Consider the following 16,820-nt stretch of genomic DNA (forward strand, 5'->3'; position numbering starts at 1 on the left):
ATATGAATATTAGATCAATACTTGCTACGGCATTTATCTTTGGCGTTTTTGGCGTATTTTTATTTTGGTTATACTCAATTGGTAAAGTTAGTATTCTAGGGATCGTTGCTATTATCTCTGTGGGTGCCGTATTGATAACGTTGACGCATTATTTTTATAAAAAAATATGGTCTGAATCAGAATGATACAGATATTAATCTGTAATCAAAATACAATAAAGGCGCTAATATTAGCGCCTTTATTCGTTAGGTATTCTTGATAGTAATCAGAAACTAATCCTGACGGTAAGTCTTTAAGAAGTTAGCCAGCTTGTTGATCGCAACCGTTAACTCTTCAACTCGCGGTAAAAATACTACGCGGAAGTGATCAGGGCGAGCCCAGTTAAAACCAGTGCCTTGTACAATCAATAGCTTTTCTTGCTGTAACAGATCTAATGCAAATTTCTGATCGTCTTTGATATTGTACATTTCTATATCAATTTTAGGGAACAGATACATTGCACCTTTTGGTTTTACACACGTGATACCCGGGATATCATTTAACATCTTCCAGGCTAAATCACGTTGTTCCAGTAAACGACCGCCCGGTAGAATCAATTCATTAATACTTTGATAACCACCCAGCGCTGTTTGTATTGCATGTTGCATCGGTACGTTCGAACACAGACGCATCGAGGCGAGCATTTCTAATCCGGCAATATAGTCTTTAGCAAGATGGGTCGCGCCACTTAACACTAACCAACCAGAACGGAAACCGGCAATACGATACGCTTTCGATAAACCATTGAAGGTAACAATCAGAATATCTTGTGCCAGCGTACACATAGGCACGTGCTCAACACCGTCATATAAGATCTTGTCATAGATTTCATCAGAAAAAATGATTAACTGGTGTTGGCGAGCAACTTCAATCACTTCGAGCAAGAATTCTTTGCTGTATACAGCACCCGTTGGGTTGTTCGGATTGATTAACACAATACCTTTGGTATTTGGTGTGATCTTGGCTTTAATGTCATCCAGATCAGGATACCAATCAGATTCTTCATCACAAATGTAGTGCGTTGCTTTACCTCCCGAAAGGGTAATTGCCGCTGTCCACAATGGATAGTCTGGAGACGGTACTAATACTTCATCACCGTTGTTTAGTAATGCCTGCATTGACATCATGATTAATTCTGAAACGCCATTACCCAGAAAAATGTTGTCAATAGACACATTCAGTAGACCTTTCTGTTGATAATGTTGCATCACTGCTTTACGCGCAGAGTATAGCCCTTTTGAGTCACAATAACCTTGGCTCGATGGCAGGTTATGAATAACGTCTTTTACGATTTCCTCTGGGGCTTCAAAACCAAATGGGGCGGGATTCCCGATGTTTAATTTGATTACTCGATGACCTTCTTCTTCTAAGCGATTCGCTTCTTTTAATACTGGTCCACGTATGTCGTAACACACGTTATCTAACTTATGAGATTTTTCTATTGAGTACATCCCGGCTCCAACGCTGTAAATATGTAAATTGTTTTTATTTCTGTAATAAAAGTAACGTATATAAGGCATTGTTGGAAGTGATATTTGGCGTTAAGGTCGATTTATTGTTGCGCGATTGTTAATTGACAAGGTTCTGGTGTAATATTGTCAGTAATGGTTACCAGATTACGGTGATTTTGTGAGAATATTGTTGTAATACAGCAGTTAAATTCAATGTCAATAGAAGCAAGGAAGGCGCATGAGTCAGCAGTTAAACCCAGCAAAAATGAGTGGATTAGAGATACTACAAGCAATGGTTGAAGGGATTTTTCCACATCCTTCGATTTGCCAAACAATGCCAATGCAATTTGTTGATTTAAGCGAAGGGCATATTCACTTTAGTGTGCAAGCCGACGACCGTCACTTAAATCCGATGGGTGGTGTGCATGGTGGTTTTGCGGCAACAGTACTTGATTCTGTCACTGGCTGCGCGGTACATTCCACATTAGCCGCGGGCGAAAGTTACGGCACCGTCGATTTGAATGTAAAAATGGTGCGTCCAATTCCAAAAAATACCGTATTGCAGGCCAAAGGTAAGGTATTAAACGTATCAAAAACCGTCGCAATCTCGGAAGGGGATATTCGTGATGCCGATGGTAAGCTTTATGCGCACTGCACCGCTACGTGTGTCATTACTCGCCCAGCTAAATAGGTTTTCTTTATGATAAACACTACATCTGAGATTAGTTTATGCCAAATAGCTATTCTGAAATAGCACCGCATACATTTCAGTTCAATCCATCGGCCAGTGAAAATGCGGGGAAGATGGTGATGGGGCATCGTGGTGCGTCATCTATAGCCCCAGAAAATACCTTGGCCGCTTTCCAACTAGCAGAGGACAATAATGTGCCTTGGATTGAAGTCGATGCCGATATGCTTGCTGATGGTACTGTGGTTATTTGTCATGACAGAACCCTCGACCGTTGTAGTGATCACAGGGGGTTACTACACGATAAAACTGTCACCGACCTCGATGATATTGACGCGGGTGCTTGGTTCGGACTGGATTTTGTTGGCGAACGCATTCCGACGCTGGTGGATCTTATCTTATTCACCAATGAAACCGGCATGAATCTGAATTTAGAATTGATGTCAGGAGCGGACAAAGCCACGACAGACCGATTGATAGACGGTGTTATTCGCGACATTAACCATCATTGGCAAGGTGGTCAGCAGTTACTTATCTCTAGCTTTAATCATCTATTATTATCTGAGGTCAAACGCCGAGCACCGGAAATAAGTTTAGCGTGCTTGTTCGAAGCGCCATTACCGGATGATTGGCTAACCTCGATGCAATATGTCGGTGCCGAATTTATTCATCCTAAGGATAGTGGTTTGACTGAACTGCAGGTTAACGCCATGACTGACGCTGGTTATAGCGTGAATGTATGGACGGTTAATTGTTTGGCGCGTGCGAACCAGCTCTATAATTGGGGCGTAACGGGGATTTGCACTGACATTCCTCAACAGTTTCCGCCTTGTTACCGGAATTAATAGCGAGATAACTTAAAGTATATTGGTGAAAATATCGTACGGAAAGGACAGCAGTGCATGACGGATAACAATATCAATGCAGTCAGTGAACGTTTAGCCCTGCGTTGGCAATTATTACTGCAAGATAACTTTGCGCATTTGACGATGGCACAAATACAGCAAGCTTGGTCGCGTTTGTTATCCCATTACCAAGAAGTGCATCGGTATTATCATGACCTCTCGCATATTGAAGCCTGCTTTACTTGGTTTGATCTCGTTAAGGAACAGCTTGACGATCCATTAGCGGTTGCATTCGCCATTTGGTTCCACGATGTTATCTATGACGTGAGACGTGCTGACAATGAAGTCAAGAGTGCGCAGTATGCGGTGACTGCACTCACCAACTTTGCGGTATCGACACAGTTAGTACTGCAAGTGTATGAGCTAGTATTGTTAACTCAGCACCCCAGTAAACCAAGTCGTATAATCAAAAGGCAATCGGGAAAGTTTTTATCGAAGACAACCAATACTGTGCGAGCAAGCCTTAATGATCAGGCGTTATTTTTAGACATAGATTTAACTATATTAGGTCAGAATAACGGTATTTATGAAAATTATGAAAACGCCATTCGCAGCGAATACCAACATGTGCCACTGTGGTTGTACAAACGTGCTCGGAAACGTTTGTTAAAACGGTTTTTACGCCAGCCAATTATTTATTACTCTCGTTATTTTAAAGAAAAATTTGAACAGCAAGCCAGAGTGAACATACAATCAGTACTCTGCTCCTAATGGAATACATAAATCATGATTATTAATGGCTCCCCTAGTCAAGATGTTGCAATTGCCGACCGTGGTTTCAATTTTGGTGATGGGCACTTCACCACCATCAAGATGGCAGCAGGGCAAGCCTTATTACTTAATTTACACCTAGCGCGCTTACAGCAAGCATGTACGGTGCTCGCAATCGAGTTTACCCAATGGGATGAACTGGTCGCGGCAATCACTCAGCAAGCACAGGTATTACAAGACGGAGTATTAAAAGTCACCATTACCCGAGGCGAGGGTGGCCGTGGTTATGGCCCGCTAGGTTGCAGTCGCGCAAATTGGTTTTTACAACATCGTTCGATTCCTGCGCAATACAGTGAATGGGCGAGTGTGGGTATTGAATTAATGCTTTGCCAATATCAACAAACCGTGAACCCAGTATTAGCCGGATTGAAGACGTTAAACAGACTTGATCAGGTGATGATTAAGCAAGAACTCGATGCCAATAACATGGCTGATGGACTGGTTTGCTCGACAGACGGTTATGTTATCGAGACATCTGTAGCCAATGTGTTTTGGGTTATTGGGGATAAAGTCTATACACCGAGTACTAAACGCAGTGGTATTGAAGGGGTGATGAAAACGCACATTTTAAACTTGTTGAATAAACTGGGATTGAAGATAGAAACCGGAGATTACACTATTACTGATGTGCTGGGTGCAGATGAAATTTTTATTACCAACTCAGTGATGGAAGTGGTGCCTGTTAACCGTATTTTAAAGCAGGGAGCTCAAGACAATATTCATGTTGTTCGTTATGATCTGGCAGTGAATGATTCATCGGTATGGCGATTATTACAACAAGAATTGCAACAAACTCTGCACGCTTAGTCTATTTGATTAATAAGGATGAATAACGCTAGCTGACTCGCGTTATTCATTATTACTAACATAAATGGGGTGTTAATAAATACGACGTTTAAGCCCTTTCTTATCCAAGATCTTGGTGGCGATCTCTTCAACCGAAAATGACGTACTGTTAATGTACGGAATTTTTTCGCTACGGTATAAATATTCCACTTCCGAAATTTCTAATTTGCATTGACGTAGTGACGCATAAGTACTGTTAGCAATACGTTCACTACGAATATCTTGCAGACGTTTCACATCGATGGTTAAGCCAAATACTTTATGTTTATTGCGTTTTAATGCTGGTGGCAGTGTCAAATGATCCATATCATCGGCAATAAATGGGTAGTTGGCAGTCTTGATACCAAACTGTAATGCCAGATATAAACTGGTTGGTGTTTTGCCACTACGGGATACACCGACTAAGATTAAGTCGGCATCATCGTAATCTTTACAGGTAATGCCATCATCGTTGGCGAGGGCATAATTGACCGCTTCAATACGGGCATCATAAGTGTCATTTTTAAGGCTGTGCGTACGGTGTGATTTTGGCTCTGCTTTGATATTTAATTGTTCAGAAAGCGGCGCAACAAATGTACTCAGAAAGTCGTGAGAATGGCCTTTATTTGATTCGATGATTGTCCTTATTTCAGATGAAACTATCGAATGAAACACTAGTGGCTTCTGTCCTGTTTTAGCAACATGTTCATTAATTTTTTGAGTAACAAATTTTGCTTTTTCTTCGGTTTCAATAAAGGGATAAGTATGCTGATCAAATTCGATCGGAAATTGGCTTAGAAGCGCGTGACCAAAGACTTCGGCGGTGATCGCTGTGCCATCAGAGACATAAAAAACAGTTTGCATTAACTCTATCCTTTTCATAAACAGATGAAATTTTCTAAGTTAGTATCTTACATTGAAATTAATAGCTGTGTATGATTAAAAACACTAAGGAAAGCAAGATGATTATTTTGCATTAATAATATGTGAGCAATATCGAATATAGCCCACAATTAAAATCATTTTTGAGATAGATTAAATCTGGAGAACTGCCGTGATAGAGTACGTAATTGGGTACGAAAAACTTGGAATGAACGACGTAGAACGAGTTGGCGGCAAAAACGCATCTCTAGGTGAGATGATCAGTAACTTAGCTGGCGCAGGCGTGCAAGTTCCTGGTGGTTACGCGACTACCGCTGATGCGTTTAATCAGTTTTTAGAGCAAAGTGGTGTAAACGATAAAATTTATGCACTACTTGACGATCTCAATGTTGATGACATCGCAGCGCTAACTAAAGCGGGTGCCACTATTCGTCAGTGGATCATTGACACACCTTTCCAACCTGAATTAGAAACCGCGATTGCTGAAAGCTATGAAGTACTCGCTGGTGAAGCTGGCGAGCAAGCATCATTTGCAGTACGCTCTTCGGCAACAGCTGAAGATATGCCTGATGCATCATTTGCTGGTCAGCAAGAAACATTCTTAAACGTACGTGGTTATGACAACATCATTGTTGCAATTAAACACGTATTCGCATCACTCTTTAACGATCGTGCTATCTCTTACCGCGTGCATTCTGGTTATGACCACCGTGGCGTGGCATTATCTGCGGGTATTCAACGCATGGTGCGTAGTGATGAAGCATCATCTGGTGTGATGTTCTCTATTGATACTGAGTCTGGTTTTGAAGATGTCGTATTTATTACTTCTTCATACGGTCTTGGTGAAATGGTTGTACAGGGGGCTGTTAACCCTGATGAATTTTATGTTCATAAACCAACACTTGCTAAAGGCAACCCTGCGGTTGTACGCCGTAACATCGGTAGCAAACTGATCCAAATGATCTACTCTGCCGACGAAGGGCATGGCAAACAAGTTCAAATTGTGGATGTTGAAGCAAGCAAGTCACGTCAATTCTCTATTACTGATGAAGAAGTAATGGAACTGGCGAAACAAGCTGTGATCATCGAAAAACATTACGGACATGCGATGGATATCGAATGGGCTAAAGATGCGATTGATGGCAAAATTTATATCGTTCAAGCACGTCCAGAAACGGTACGTAGCCGTGAAGATAAGCAAATTATGGTACGTTTCCACTTAGACGCTAAATCAGCTGTGGTTACTGAAGGCCGTGCGATTGGCGGTAAGATTGGTGCCGGTCCTGCTAAAGTCATTTCATCAATTGCGCAAATGGATGAAGTGAAAGAAGGCGACGTATTAGTAACAGACATGACAGACCCAGATTGGGAACCTATCATGAAACGTGCTTCTGCAATCGTAACAAACCGTGGTGGACGTACTTGTCACGCTGCAATTATTGCACGTGAAATGGGTATCCCTGCTGTTGTTGGTTGTGGTAACGCGACAGACCTAATCGTCAATGGTCAAGAGCTAACAGTATCTTGTGCTGAAGGCGACACTGGCTTTATCTACGAAGGTATCTTACCTTTCCGTGAAACGGCTTCAGAAATTGCTAACTTACCGGACATTCCAGTAAAAGTAATGATGAATGTGGGTAATCCTGATCGTGCATTTGACTTCGCTGCATTACCAAACGAAGGTGTTGGTCTAGCACGTCTTGAGTTCATCATTAATCGCATGATCGGTATTCACCCGAAAGCGCTGCTTAACTTTGATAAGCAATCGCCAGAGCTGCAAGCTGAAATCAATGAAATGATCGCAGGTTATGCATCACCAGTTGAATTCTACATTGCTAAGCTACAAGAAGGTATTTCAACACTGGCTGCAGCTTTCTATCCGAAAAAAGTAATTGTGCGTATGTCTGACTTTAAGTCAAATGAATACGCTAACTTGGTCGGTGGTGAAAATTACGAGCCTGAAGAAGAAAATCCAATGCTAGGTTTCCGTGGTGCATCACGTTATATCTCTGAAGACTTCCGCGATTGTTTCGCGCTAGAAACAGACGCGATTAAACGCGTACGTAACGACATGGGTCTAACCAACGTTGAAATCATGATCCCATTCGTGCGTACATTAAGCGAAGCGGCATCAGTTATCGATTTACTGGCAGAGCACGGCCTGAAACGTGGTGAGAACGGTTTACGCGTTATCATGATGTGCGAGCTGCCTTCAAATGCATTACTGGCTGATAAGTTTCTACAATACTTCGATGGTTTCTCGATTGGTTCAAATGATTTAACCCAGCTAACACTGGGTCTGGATCGTGATTCAGGCATTATCTCTCATTTGTTTGATGAACGTAATGAAGCGGTGAAAGTTCTGCTATCAATGGCAATTAAAGCGGCTAAGAAAGCGGGTAAATACGTTGGTATTTGTGGTCAAGGTCCATCGGATCATGACGACTTCGCTGCTTGGTTAGTTGAACAAGGAATTGACAGCGTATCGTTAAACCCTGATACAGTATTAAGTACTTGGTTATACCTAGCGGATAAACACGCTAAATAAATTAAGCGCGTTTAAACCTGTTTAGTTTAATATAGAGAAAGCCCCAAATCAGTGTTCATTAGCACTGGTTTGGGGCTTTTTCATTGGTTATGCCGCGTACTTATTTATGCTTGTCGATGTGTGCAGTTGATATTCGACATTGTTAAGTTGATTGTCAAAATTGGCTAAAATCATATCGATGGACTCTGTCGCTATATTAAAAAACCGATCCGCTTTTATTGTTGGTCGACTAATCATAATTTCACTCTCAATCACTTTGATCAAATGAGATATTTTTAATAAGTAGTCTGGATTGTGTTGAATATTAATACTTTGTTCTAACGACTGGCAAAGATAGTTAAGTCGAATTTGCTCTGCGCGTGTACAGACTTTGGCTGCCGCAATCCCTGTGCCTAACGCACGTATCTGTGCAATGCTTTCTGCGGTAAATAGTAACTCTTGCCATAAGAATTGGATTGACTCGCTGTTATCATTATTGAGTTGATGTAGCTTATTATCAAACGCAACATCGTTGATAAGGTAGAGTAAATTTAATACTAACTTATTGTGTTGTTCGAGATTATTCCGAGTATTTAAGTTGAAGTAATCGATGGCTAAACGTTGCCAATGGTCAGCCATGGCTTGCCAGCGTTCGTTTTCTAATAAATCAGGATACATATCGATGATTTCTATATTTAATTGATTTATCTGTTCTGTTACCGTTTCTAAACGCGGCTTTAGATCTATTTCGCCGTGTAAAATCCCATTCGATAGCCCACGATGTTGCTGCATACGTGTTAATAACTTACGTATGATATTGAGCTTAATTAAACCATCGAGTTGTAACTGCCGGCGTTTATGTTGCTGCTGCTGCATCTGCAGTAAGAGGAAACATAAGCCAATCAAGGTGCAAAGAATGAGTGCTCCAGTGAGCAGGACGGTTGATAGTGAGTTCATATTGCATACCTTATATCCATCTAGGGTTGTATATACTTAAGCAAGTATAGTACCAGCGTGTAAGTAGGTAAATCGGCCTATATAGCGGTAATCATGCACCGAAATTGTGAAAGTATGACTTTAATTCCCTAAAATGGTGAGAGGTTATAAGAGAGATTAATTTAGGTTTTGTCTACGGGGGGCTTAAAATGCAAAACGCCCGATGTGCTACACCGGGCGTTTTAAGTTATATCTTAGTCAATATCTTTCAAGGTTTTTCATTCTGCTGATTTTAGTTTTCGCGTAGCGCTCTAAAGCCAACGTAATTAGCTCGAAAATTGGGTTTTAGTGCTAAGCGAGCATCAACCAGAGCAAGTTTTGGAGTGAAGTTCCAAGCGCCGCCTCTTGCCACTAAATTATTTCCACTGGTTAGTTCCCAAACGTTACCTACGGTATCATATAGACCAAATTTGTTGGCTTTAAATGATTGTACTGGCGCGGTACTTATATTTGACCATTGGCTGCCACAATAAGCGCAATTGGCTTTTGAGTTGCCCACATCGTTACCCCACCAGTAGTTGTAGCTACTGCCTGCACGCGCCACATATTCCCATTCGCTATTATTAGGTAAACGGTATTTTTGGCCTGTTGCTTTTGATAACCAAGTTAAGTAAGCCTTGGTATCGGCTGAATTGATACAGACAACGGGATGCTCATCGGTCTGTGCGAAACCGGGGTTACGCCAGTTTAAGTCGGCATTATATGTTTCTTTACCGTCAAGGTACTCCATGCAACCATTACCTGATTCTGCTGCGGTCGTATAGTTACTGGCATTAACAAAATGCTTGAAATCAGCGACTGTGATCGGGCTTTGACCTACTGAGAAAGCCTTGATAATTTGCTTTTTGATTTGTTTAACGCCACTATCTGCGGATGCTGTTAATTGGCCCGCTGGCACCGAGATTAATTCTGGACCGCGTTCACCTGACGCCAAAAAGTCTTGTACAGTCTGACCATTTTTCAATGACACAGTGGCTTTAACTAGCTCTGCTCTTACCATCAGGTTGTTTTTTAGTTTAACGTTTTGTTCAAAATCCATGTAGTTCGGTTTTTTTACCACAATATGGTGGGGACCTGGTGATAACATCACTGAAAGTTTGGTCGAACCATAGCTAACGCCATCAATAAATACTTCATCATCATATTGGTTAGAACGGATGGTGAGTTCATATAACGCACCTTTATTATCGTTGTTATCCGCTTTTGTGGTGGTTTGTTCTATTTTCGGTGATTGTTCTGCGCAGTAACGAGTTGAGATATTTAACAGCTTACACGCCTCATTTCTTGGTAAAACGCCCTGCATTGTCACCTGCATGGTCGAGCTATAAGTACCTTGACCACTGAATTCACTGGTTAAAACTTTGTGACCTAATAATTTAACATGCGCGCGAGAGTTCGTTTTATGTTTACTGACTAGTTTAGCTTCTGTTACTGAGTTAAATAGCGTATTTAAATACGTTTTTGAGGCTTTTTGCTTACTCAATAGATTACTACGAGTGATACATTTTGAGAATGAAGTTTGTAGATCACAGCTAACGCTTTGGTTAACATCGAGTGAGTGAGCTTGTTGCATCTCATTTGTCAGGCGGTTTATACGTGAAATATTTATCTCTTCACTGATTGTTTCACGTTGATTTAGTAGTCTAACACGCTCAATATTTTTCTCTGAAACTTGTTTATTGAGTTGTGCTAGGGTGGCAACAGAATCTTTAATGAGTTGCTTATTTTTTTGCTGCTGCTGAATTGCATAGCGGTAGTCATTCTGTGACGTGGTGATGTCTTGCATTGGATTATCAATCATCAATGCATACTGCGCATTCATTTGCGCCAAGGCTTTTACTGTTTGTCCAACAAGTGCTTTTCTTTGCGTTCTTGCTTGTGCTAATTTGGTATTCTCGATAGCTATATTGTCATTTATCACAGCGAGTGATGTGATAAATGTGTCATATTCAGATTGAATACTTTTAAGCTCTGTTTGTAAATTGCCTACAGTGTTATTTTGTTGGTTTGTTTCAGTGGATTGAGCTGTATTCATAATCAAAATACAACTCGCTGTAAGGGCTCTTAAAGCAACACGCATTTTTAATATTTCCTATTGATGTTGTCTGAGATGACAATGAAAAGAACCCTCATCTACGCCCAGAACTGACTAACGTATAAGTTATGTAGTAAATTCTACGCATGATATTTCTTAAGGTGTTAAACTGCAAGTTAAACAATAGTTTGATTTTAATATTATGTTACGTAAAGCATATATTACGATTAAAACAGTGGGTTTTAGGTTAATGCTTATACGTTATTAGAGAGATAAATTTAGCCTTTATCTATGGGAGAGAAGTTAATTCCCTAAAATGGTGAGAGGTTATTAAAGGGCGATTAATTTAGGTTTTGTCTACGGGCGGCTTAAAATTAAAAACGCCCGATGTGCGACACAGGGCGTGCTAAGTGATATTTGAGTCAATATCTTTCAAGGTTTGTCATTCAGCTGATTTTAGTTTTCGCGTAGCGCTCTAAAGCCAACGTAATTAGCTCGGAAACCGGGTTTTAATGCTAAGCGGATATCAATTTGTGACAGTTTTGGGGCGAAGTTCCAAGCACCGCCTCTTGCGACTAAATCATTTCCACTGGTTAGTTCCCAAACGTTACCGACGGTATCATATAGGCCAAATTTATTGGCTTTAAATGATTGTACTGGTGCGGTGCTTTTATTCGACCATTGGCTACCACAGTAAGCGCAATTAGCTTTTGAGTTACCTGCATCGTTACCCCACCAGTAGTTGTCGTTACTGCCTGCTCGCGCTACATATTCCCATTCGCCGTTATTCGGTAAACGGTATTTTTGACCTGTTGCTTTTGATAACCAAGCTAAGTATGCATTGGTATCGGCAGAGCTGATACAGACAACAGGATGCTCGTCGGTCTGCGCAAAACCTGGTTGGCGCCAGTTTAAATTGACATTATATGTTTCTTTGCCGTAAACATACTCCACACAACCACTACCTGATTCTGCGGTTGTAATATAGCGGCTAGCGTTAACAAAACGTTTAAAATCAGCGACAGTGATCGGATTCTTACCGACAGAGAAGGCTTTGATTGTTTGATTATTAGTGTTATCAACCGATGTTGTTAATTGGCCTGCTGGCACCGAAATTAATTCTGGACCGCGTTCACCAGAAGCTAATAAGTCTTGTACTGCTTGACCATATTGCAGTAAAACTAATTTTTTCAACAGCTTAGCTTTTACCATCATGTTGCTCTTTAGTTCAACATTTTGTTCAAAATCTATGTAGTTCGATTTTTTGATTACGACATGGTGGACACCTGGTGACAGCATTACCGAAAGCTTAGTAGAACCATATCTAACGCCATTAATGTACACTTCATCATCGTATTTGTTAGAGCGAATAGTGAGTTGATATAACACATCTTTCTTATCTTTCTTATCTTTTAGATCCTTTTTGATGGCGGGTAGTACCATTTGTGATGCTTGAGCAGCGCAATAACGCATTGCAATATTTAATAGCTTACACGCTTCATTTTTTGGTAATACTCCTTGCATTGTTACCCGTATGGTCGAGCTATAAGTACCTTGCCCACTGAATTCGCCCGTTAATATTTTGTGCCTTATCAGTTTTACATGCGCGCTGGAGTTGGCTCTATATTCACTGACTAGCTTAGATTCTGTTACTGAGTTAAATACTGTATTTAAATACGTCTTCGAAATTGCTTGCTTACTCAATAGGTTACTACGATCAATACATTTTATGAATGAAGCTTTTAGATCACAATTAACGCTTTGGCTAATGTTTTTTGATTGAGTTTTTTGTATCTCATTTTTCAAACGATTAATACGTGCAATGTTTATCTCTTCACTGATTGTTTCACGTTGATTTAGTAGTCTAATGCGTTCAATATTTTTTTCGGATAGTTGTTTGTTCAGTTGCGCTAGGATTGTAACAGAACCTCTAATAAGTAGATTATTTTGTTCCTGCTGTTGAATTGCGGCGCGATAGTTATTTTGTGATGTAGTGATATCTTGCATGGGGTTATCAATCATTAATTGATATTGGGCATTCATTTTGGCCAAGGTTTTTTCCGTTTGCCGATAAAGCATTTTTTTTTGCATTCTTATGTTTGTTAATTTGCTTTTCTCGATAGCTATATCGTCATTTATCACAGCGAGTAATTCGTTGAATACGTCATATTCAGATTGAATACTTTTAAGTGCTATCTGTATATTAACTACTGTCTTTTTTTGTTGTTCTATTTCAGTGGTTTTGGCTGCATTACTAATTAGAATGCAACTCACTGCAAGGACTCTTAAAGCAACACGCATTTTGAATGTTTCCTAATAATTTTTTCTGAAATTACAATGAAATAACCTTCATTTACGTTCAGATCTGATCAACGTATAAGTTATGTAGTAAATGTCGTTTATGGCATTTTTCAAGGTTGAAACCACAAGTTAAACAATAGTTGATGTTACTATTATGTTATATAAAACGCATATTGGCATTAAAATCGTTAATTTTAGGTGAATAGCTTGCCTAATGGAGAGTCGTTATAAGAGAGATAAATTTAGCCTTTATCTATGGGAGAGTAATTAATTCACTCATGTTACACTGTATTTAGTTGAAAATTGTCACAAGGGAATGGATGATGATCCCCGAATTAAGTTATCAGGATGCAGTAAAATCAGAATATCTCGCTTTTTTGGCTGCGTTAGCGCAAAGTAAATTTAGTGGCGATATTGAAAAGTCGTATGCCAGTCGGTTAGCGGTTGCTACCGATAACAGTATTTATCAGTTACTACCACAAGCCGTTATATTACCTCGTAATCATCAAGATTTAGTTATCATGACGACGTTGTCATTACAGGCCGAATTCAAAACGATTACTTTCTCTCCTCGCGGTGGTGGAACAGGTACAAATGGCCAGTCACTCACTGACGGTATTATTGTTGATATGTCGCGACATATGAATAATATTATTGATATCAATGTTGAAGAGGGTTGGGTACAAGTTCAAACGGGTGTTGTTAAAGATCAACTGAACGAATTTCTTAAACCCTATGGTTTCTTTTTCTCTCCTGATTTATCGACCAGTAATCGCGCGACTATTGGTGGCATGATTAACACGGATGCTTCTGGCCAGGGGTCATTAAAATACGGCAAAACCAGTGACCATGTACTGTCTGTTTCGGCAGTATTAATGGATGGCACCGAATTGGTGACAACAAGCCAGTCTGCTGAACAAGTGCAGGAGCAAGCTCAGAGCAATAATTATTTGGGTAAGGTTTGCCATCAAGTTATTGATACGATCGCGCATAAGCAGCAAAAAATTGCAGACACCTTTCCGCCATTAAACCGTTTTCTTACCGGTTATGATTTAGTCCACCTTTATGATAAAAGCACGGATGAATTTGATCTCGGGCGGATCCTGTGTGGTTCTGAAGGATCACTGGCCTTTATTAGTGAAGCGAAACTTAATTTAACACCCATTCCAAAATACCGCTGTTTGGTTAATGTCAAATATGACAGCTTTGACTCTGCTCTGCGTAATGCGCCATTTTTAATTAAAGCTGATGCACTGTCGGTAGAAACCGTTGATTCGGTGGTATTAAATTTAGCCAAGCAAGATATCGTTTGGCACTCAGTAAAGTCACTGATCACTGATATACCAAATAAAGACATGCAAGGTATTAACTTTGTGGAATTTGCTGAAGATGATGGTGATATTCAGCAACAAAAAATAGACTATTTAACGGCTGAACTTGATCGTCTAATGGCGGCTGGAGAAGCGGGGGTCATTGGTTATCAAGTCTGTGATCAGCTAAGTGATGTATTGAAAATATACGGTATGCGTAAAAAAGCCGTTGGTTTGCTTGGGGCTACAAAAGGTCAAGCTAAACCGCTCGCGTTTGCTGAAGATACCGCCGTGCCGCCAGAAAATCTAGCTGACTATATTGTTGAGTTCAGAGCCTTATTAGATAGCTATAAACTTCATTACGGTATGTTTGGACATGTTGATGCGGGGGTTTTACATGTACGTCCAGCACTCGATATGCTGGATCCTCAGCAAGAAGTTATCTTGCGTGAAATATCCGATAAGGTTGTAGCCTTAACGGCTAAATATAAAGGACTAATGTGGGGTGAACATGGCAGAGGTTTCCGTTCAGAATACGGCCCAGAATTCTTTGGTGATGAATTATTCACTGAATTACGCAAGATTAAAGCCGCGTTCGACCCCGATAACCGTTTAAATCCAGGTAAAATATGTACGCCGATTAATAGTGATGCAAAGCTTGTTTCTGTTGATGCGAAAAAGCGTGGTGCTTTTGATCGTCAAATACCCATTTCAATCCGTGAAAGTTTCACCCAGTCCATTGATTGTAACGGTAATGGTTTATGTTTTAACTATGATACCAAAAGCCCTATGTGTCCTTCCTTTAAGCATACTGGCGATCGTCGTCATTCGCCAAAGGGCCGCGCTGGTTTAATGCGCGAATGGTTACGTCAATTGTCTTGTCATGAGATGAATGAGCAAGAGCTAGGTCAACAGTTAACGGTACAGAAAAATGGTGTTGCGACGTTTACCATACGTTTAAAAAACAGCTGGAACAAAGCGCGTGGTCGTTATGATTTTTCACATGAAGTCATGGACGCGATGCAAGGCTGCTTGGCGTGTAAGGCATGTACAGTTCAATGTCCTGTAAAAGTGGATGTACCTGAGTTTAGATCGCGATTTATAGATCAATACCACAGCCGCTATATGCGTCCCGTTAAAGATTTTGCGGTTGGCTATTCAGAAAACTACACCCCTGTGATGGCAAAGATGCCTAACTTCTTTAATTTTTGGTTAGGGCAAGATTGGGTGCAGAGCGCAGTAAAGCATACAATCGGCATGGTGGATATACCGTTATTAAGTACACCGACCTTATCGGAGTCATTACGTGGACATTATGCGCAAAGTTTTGATTTGGCCTTTTTACAGCGATTAAGCGCGGAAGATAAGGCGCAACATGTCTTAATTGTACAAGACCCGTTTACCAGTTTTTATGAAGCCGAATTAGTGGCATCACTGGTGAACCTAGTGGAAAAACTGGGCTTGAAACCGGTTATATTACCGTTCAAACCAAATGGTAAACCGCAACATGTGAAAGGCTTCTTGGCTAAATTTGCCAAAACAGCACAAACGGCCGCTGACTTTTTAAATTCGCTACACGCCTTAGGCATTCCAATGGTCGGTGTCGAGCCTGCATTGGTGCTTTGTTATCGTGATGAATACAACCAAGCACTGGCGGATAAACGCGGAGACTTCTCTGTTCAGCTTATTCAAGAGTGGTTATTGAACGATAAGGTACAAGCAAATTTGAGCGCGTTAATTAAGCGCGAAGCAGGTGACGCTCAACCTTATTACTTATTCGCCCATTGCACTGAAAAAACCAATAAGCCAACAGCTGAACAAGAGTGGCAACGTGTATTTGATGGTTTTGGTTTAGCATTAGAGACTGTGGCGACAGGCTGTTGTGGCATGGCCGGAAGTTATGGGCATGATGCCAAAAATGTAGTCGCATCAAAATCAATTTATGGCCAAAGTTGGAAGCATGCTTTGGCGCAACGAGATTCTTCGCGTTGCTTAGCGACGGGGTACTCTTGTCGTAGCCAGGTTAAACGAATTGATGAAGTACGGTTGAACCATCCGATTAAAGCGTTATTAGGCGCTTTAGGTTAGTC

Annotated in this window: 12 protein-coding genes; 7 read left to right on the plus strand and 5 right to left on the minus strand. The window is 40.6% G+C overall.

Features of this window, described 5'->3' with window-relative positions:
- Positions 1 to 2: 2 nt before the first annotated feature.
- Complete coding sequence (locus AKG98_RS01140; protein ID WP_067040099.1) at positions 3 to 185, plus strand: hypothetical protein; 183 nt, start codon at positions 3 to 5, stop codon at positions 183 to 185.
- Positions 186 to 272: 87 nt separating this feature from the next.
- Here the strand turns inward: AKG98_RS01140 and AKG98_RS01145 are convergent, their stop codons facing one another.
- Positions 273 to 1,490 carry a pyridoxal phosphate-dependent aminotransferase gene (locus AKG98_RS01145; RefSeq protein WP_067040102.1) on the minus strand — a complete coding sequence of 406 codons (1,218 nt, stop codon included), beginning with the start codon at positions 1,488 to 1,490 and terminating at the stop codon, positions 273 to 275.
- A gap of 238 nt (positions 1,491 to 1,728) precedes the next feature.
- Here AKG98_RS01145 and AKG98_RS01150 point away from each other — a divergent pair, with 238 nt between their 5' ends.
- The 4 genes from AKG98_RS01150 to pabC are packed head-to-tail and all read left to right on the plus strand — an operon-like array spanning position 1,729 to position 4,661.
- Positions 1,729 to 2,181: a PaaI family thioesterase gene (locus AKG98_RS01150; protein WP_067040105.1), complete on the plus strand. Its 453-nt coding sequence runs from the start codon at positions 1,729 to 1,731 to the stop codon at positions 2,179 to 2,181.
- A gap of 38 nt (positions 2,182 to 2,219) precedes the next feature.
- On the plus strand, positions 2,220 to 3,023 hold the full coding sequence (locus AKG98_RS01155; RefSeq protein WP_067040108.1) for a glycerophosphoryl diester phosphodiesterase: 804 nt from the start codon (positions 2,220 to 2,222) through the stop codon (positions 3,021 to 3,023).
- A 57-nt stretch (positions 3,024 to 3,080) separates the two neighbouring features.
- Entirely contained in the window at positions 3,081 to 3,794 is a 714-nt protein-coding gene (locus AKG98_RS01160) for a hypothetical protein (RefSeq protein ID WP_067040112.1), read from the plus strand.
- A 15-nt stretch (positions 3,795 to 3,809) separates the two neighbouring features.
- Positions 3,810 to 4,661 (plus strand): aminodeoxychorismate lyase, encoded by an 852-nt coding sequence (gene pabC / locus AKG98_RS01165; RefSeq protein WP_067040115.1) that lies wholly within the window; start codon positions 3,810 to 3,812, stop codon positions 4,659 to 4,661.
- Positions 4,662 to 4,733: 72 nt separating this feature from the next.
- On the opposite strand, the gene AKG98_RS01170 is transcribed toward pabC, so the two are convergent.
- Positions 4,734 to 5,543, minus strand: a complete 810-nt coding sequence (locus tag AKG98_RS01170) for a pyruvate, water dikinase regulatory protein (RefSeq protein ID WP_067040118.1) — start codon at positions 5,541 to 5,543, stop codon at positions 4,734 to 4,736.
- Between the two features lie 190 nt (positions 5,544 to 5,733).
- Between AKG98_RS01170 and ppsA the strand changes: the two genes are divergently transcribed.
- Positions 5,734 to 8,109, plus strand: a complete 2,376-nt coding sequence (ppsA, locus tag AKG98_RS01175; RefSeq protein WP_067040120.1) for a phosphoenolpyruvate synthase — start codon at positions 5,734 to 5,736, stop codon at positions 8,107 to 8,109.
- A gap of 87 nt (positions 8,110 to 8,196) precedes the next feature.
- On the opposite strand, the gene AKG98_RS01180 is transcribed toward ppsA, so the two are convergent.
- From AKG98_RS01180 to AKG98_RS01190, 3 genes are all read right to left on the minus strand, one after another.
- Positions 8,197 to 9,045 (minus strand): hypothetical protein, encoded by an 849-nt coding sequence (locus tag AKG98_RS01180; RefSeq protein WP_067040124.1) that lies wholly within the window; start codon positions 9,043 to 9,045, stop codon positions 8,197 to 8,199.
- 271 nt (positions 9,046 to 9,316) lie between these two features.
- A complete protein-coding gene (locus tag AKG98_RS01185) occupies positions 9,317 to 11,164 on the minus strand; it encodes a formylglycine-generating enzyme family protein (RefSeq protein WP_067040127.1) in 1,848 nt (615 codons plus the stop codon).
- Positions 11,165 to 11,575: 411 nt separating this feature from the next.
- Entirely contained in the window at positions 11,576 to 13,420 is a 1,845-nt protein-coding gene (locus AKG98_RS01190; RefSeq protein WP_067040130.1) for an SUMF1/EgtB/PvdO family nonheme iron enzyme, read from the minus strand.
- 323 nt (positions 13,421 to 13,743) lie between these two features.
- Here AKG98_RS01190 and AKG98_RS01195 point away from each other — a divergent pair, with 323 nt between their 5' ends.
- Entirely contained in the window at positions 13,744 to 16,818 is a 3,075-nt protein-coding gene (locus tag AKG98_RS01195) for an FAD-binding and (Fe-S)-binding domain-containing protein (protein WP_067040133.1), read from the plus strand.
- The last annotated feature ends 2 nt before the right edge of the window (positions 16,819 to 16,820 follow it).

This window comes from Moritella sp. JT01 (genome assembly GCF_001574435.1).
Lineage (GTDB): Bacteria > Pseudomonadota > Gammaproteobacteria > Enterobacterales > Moritellaceae > Moritella.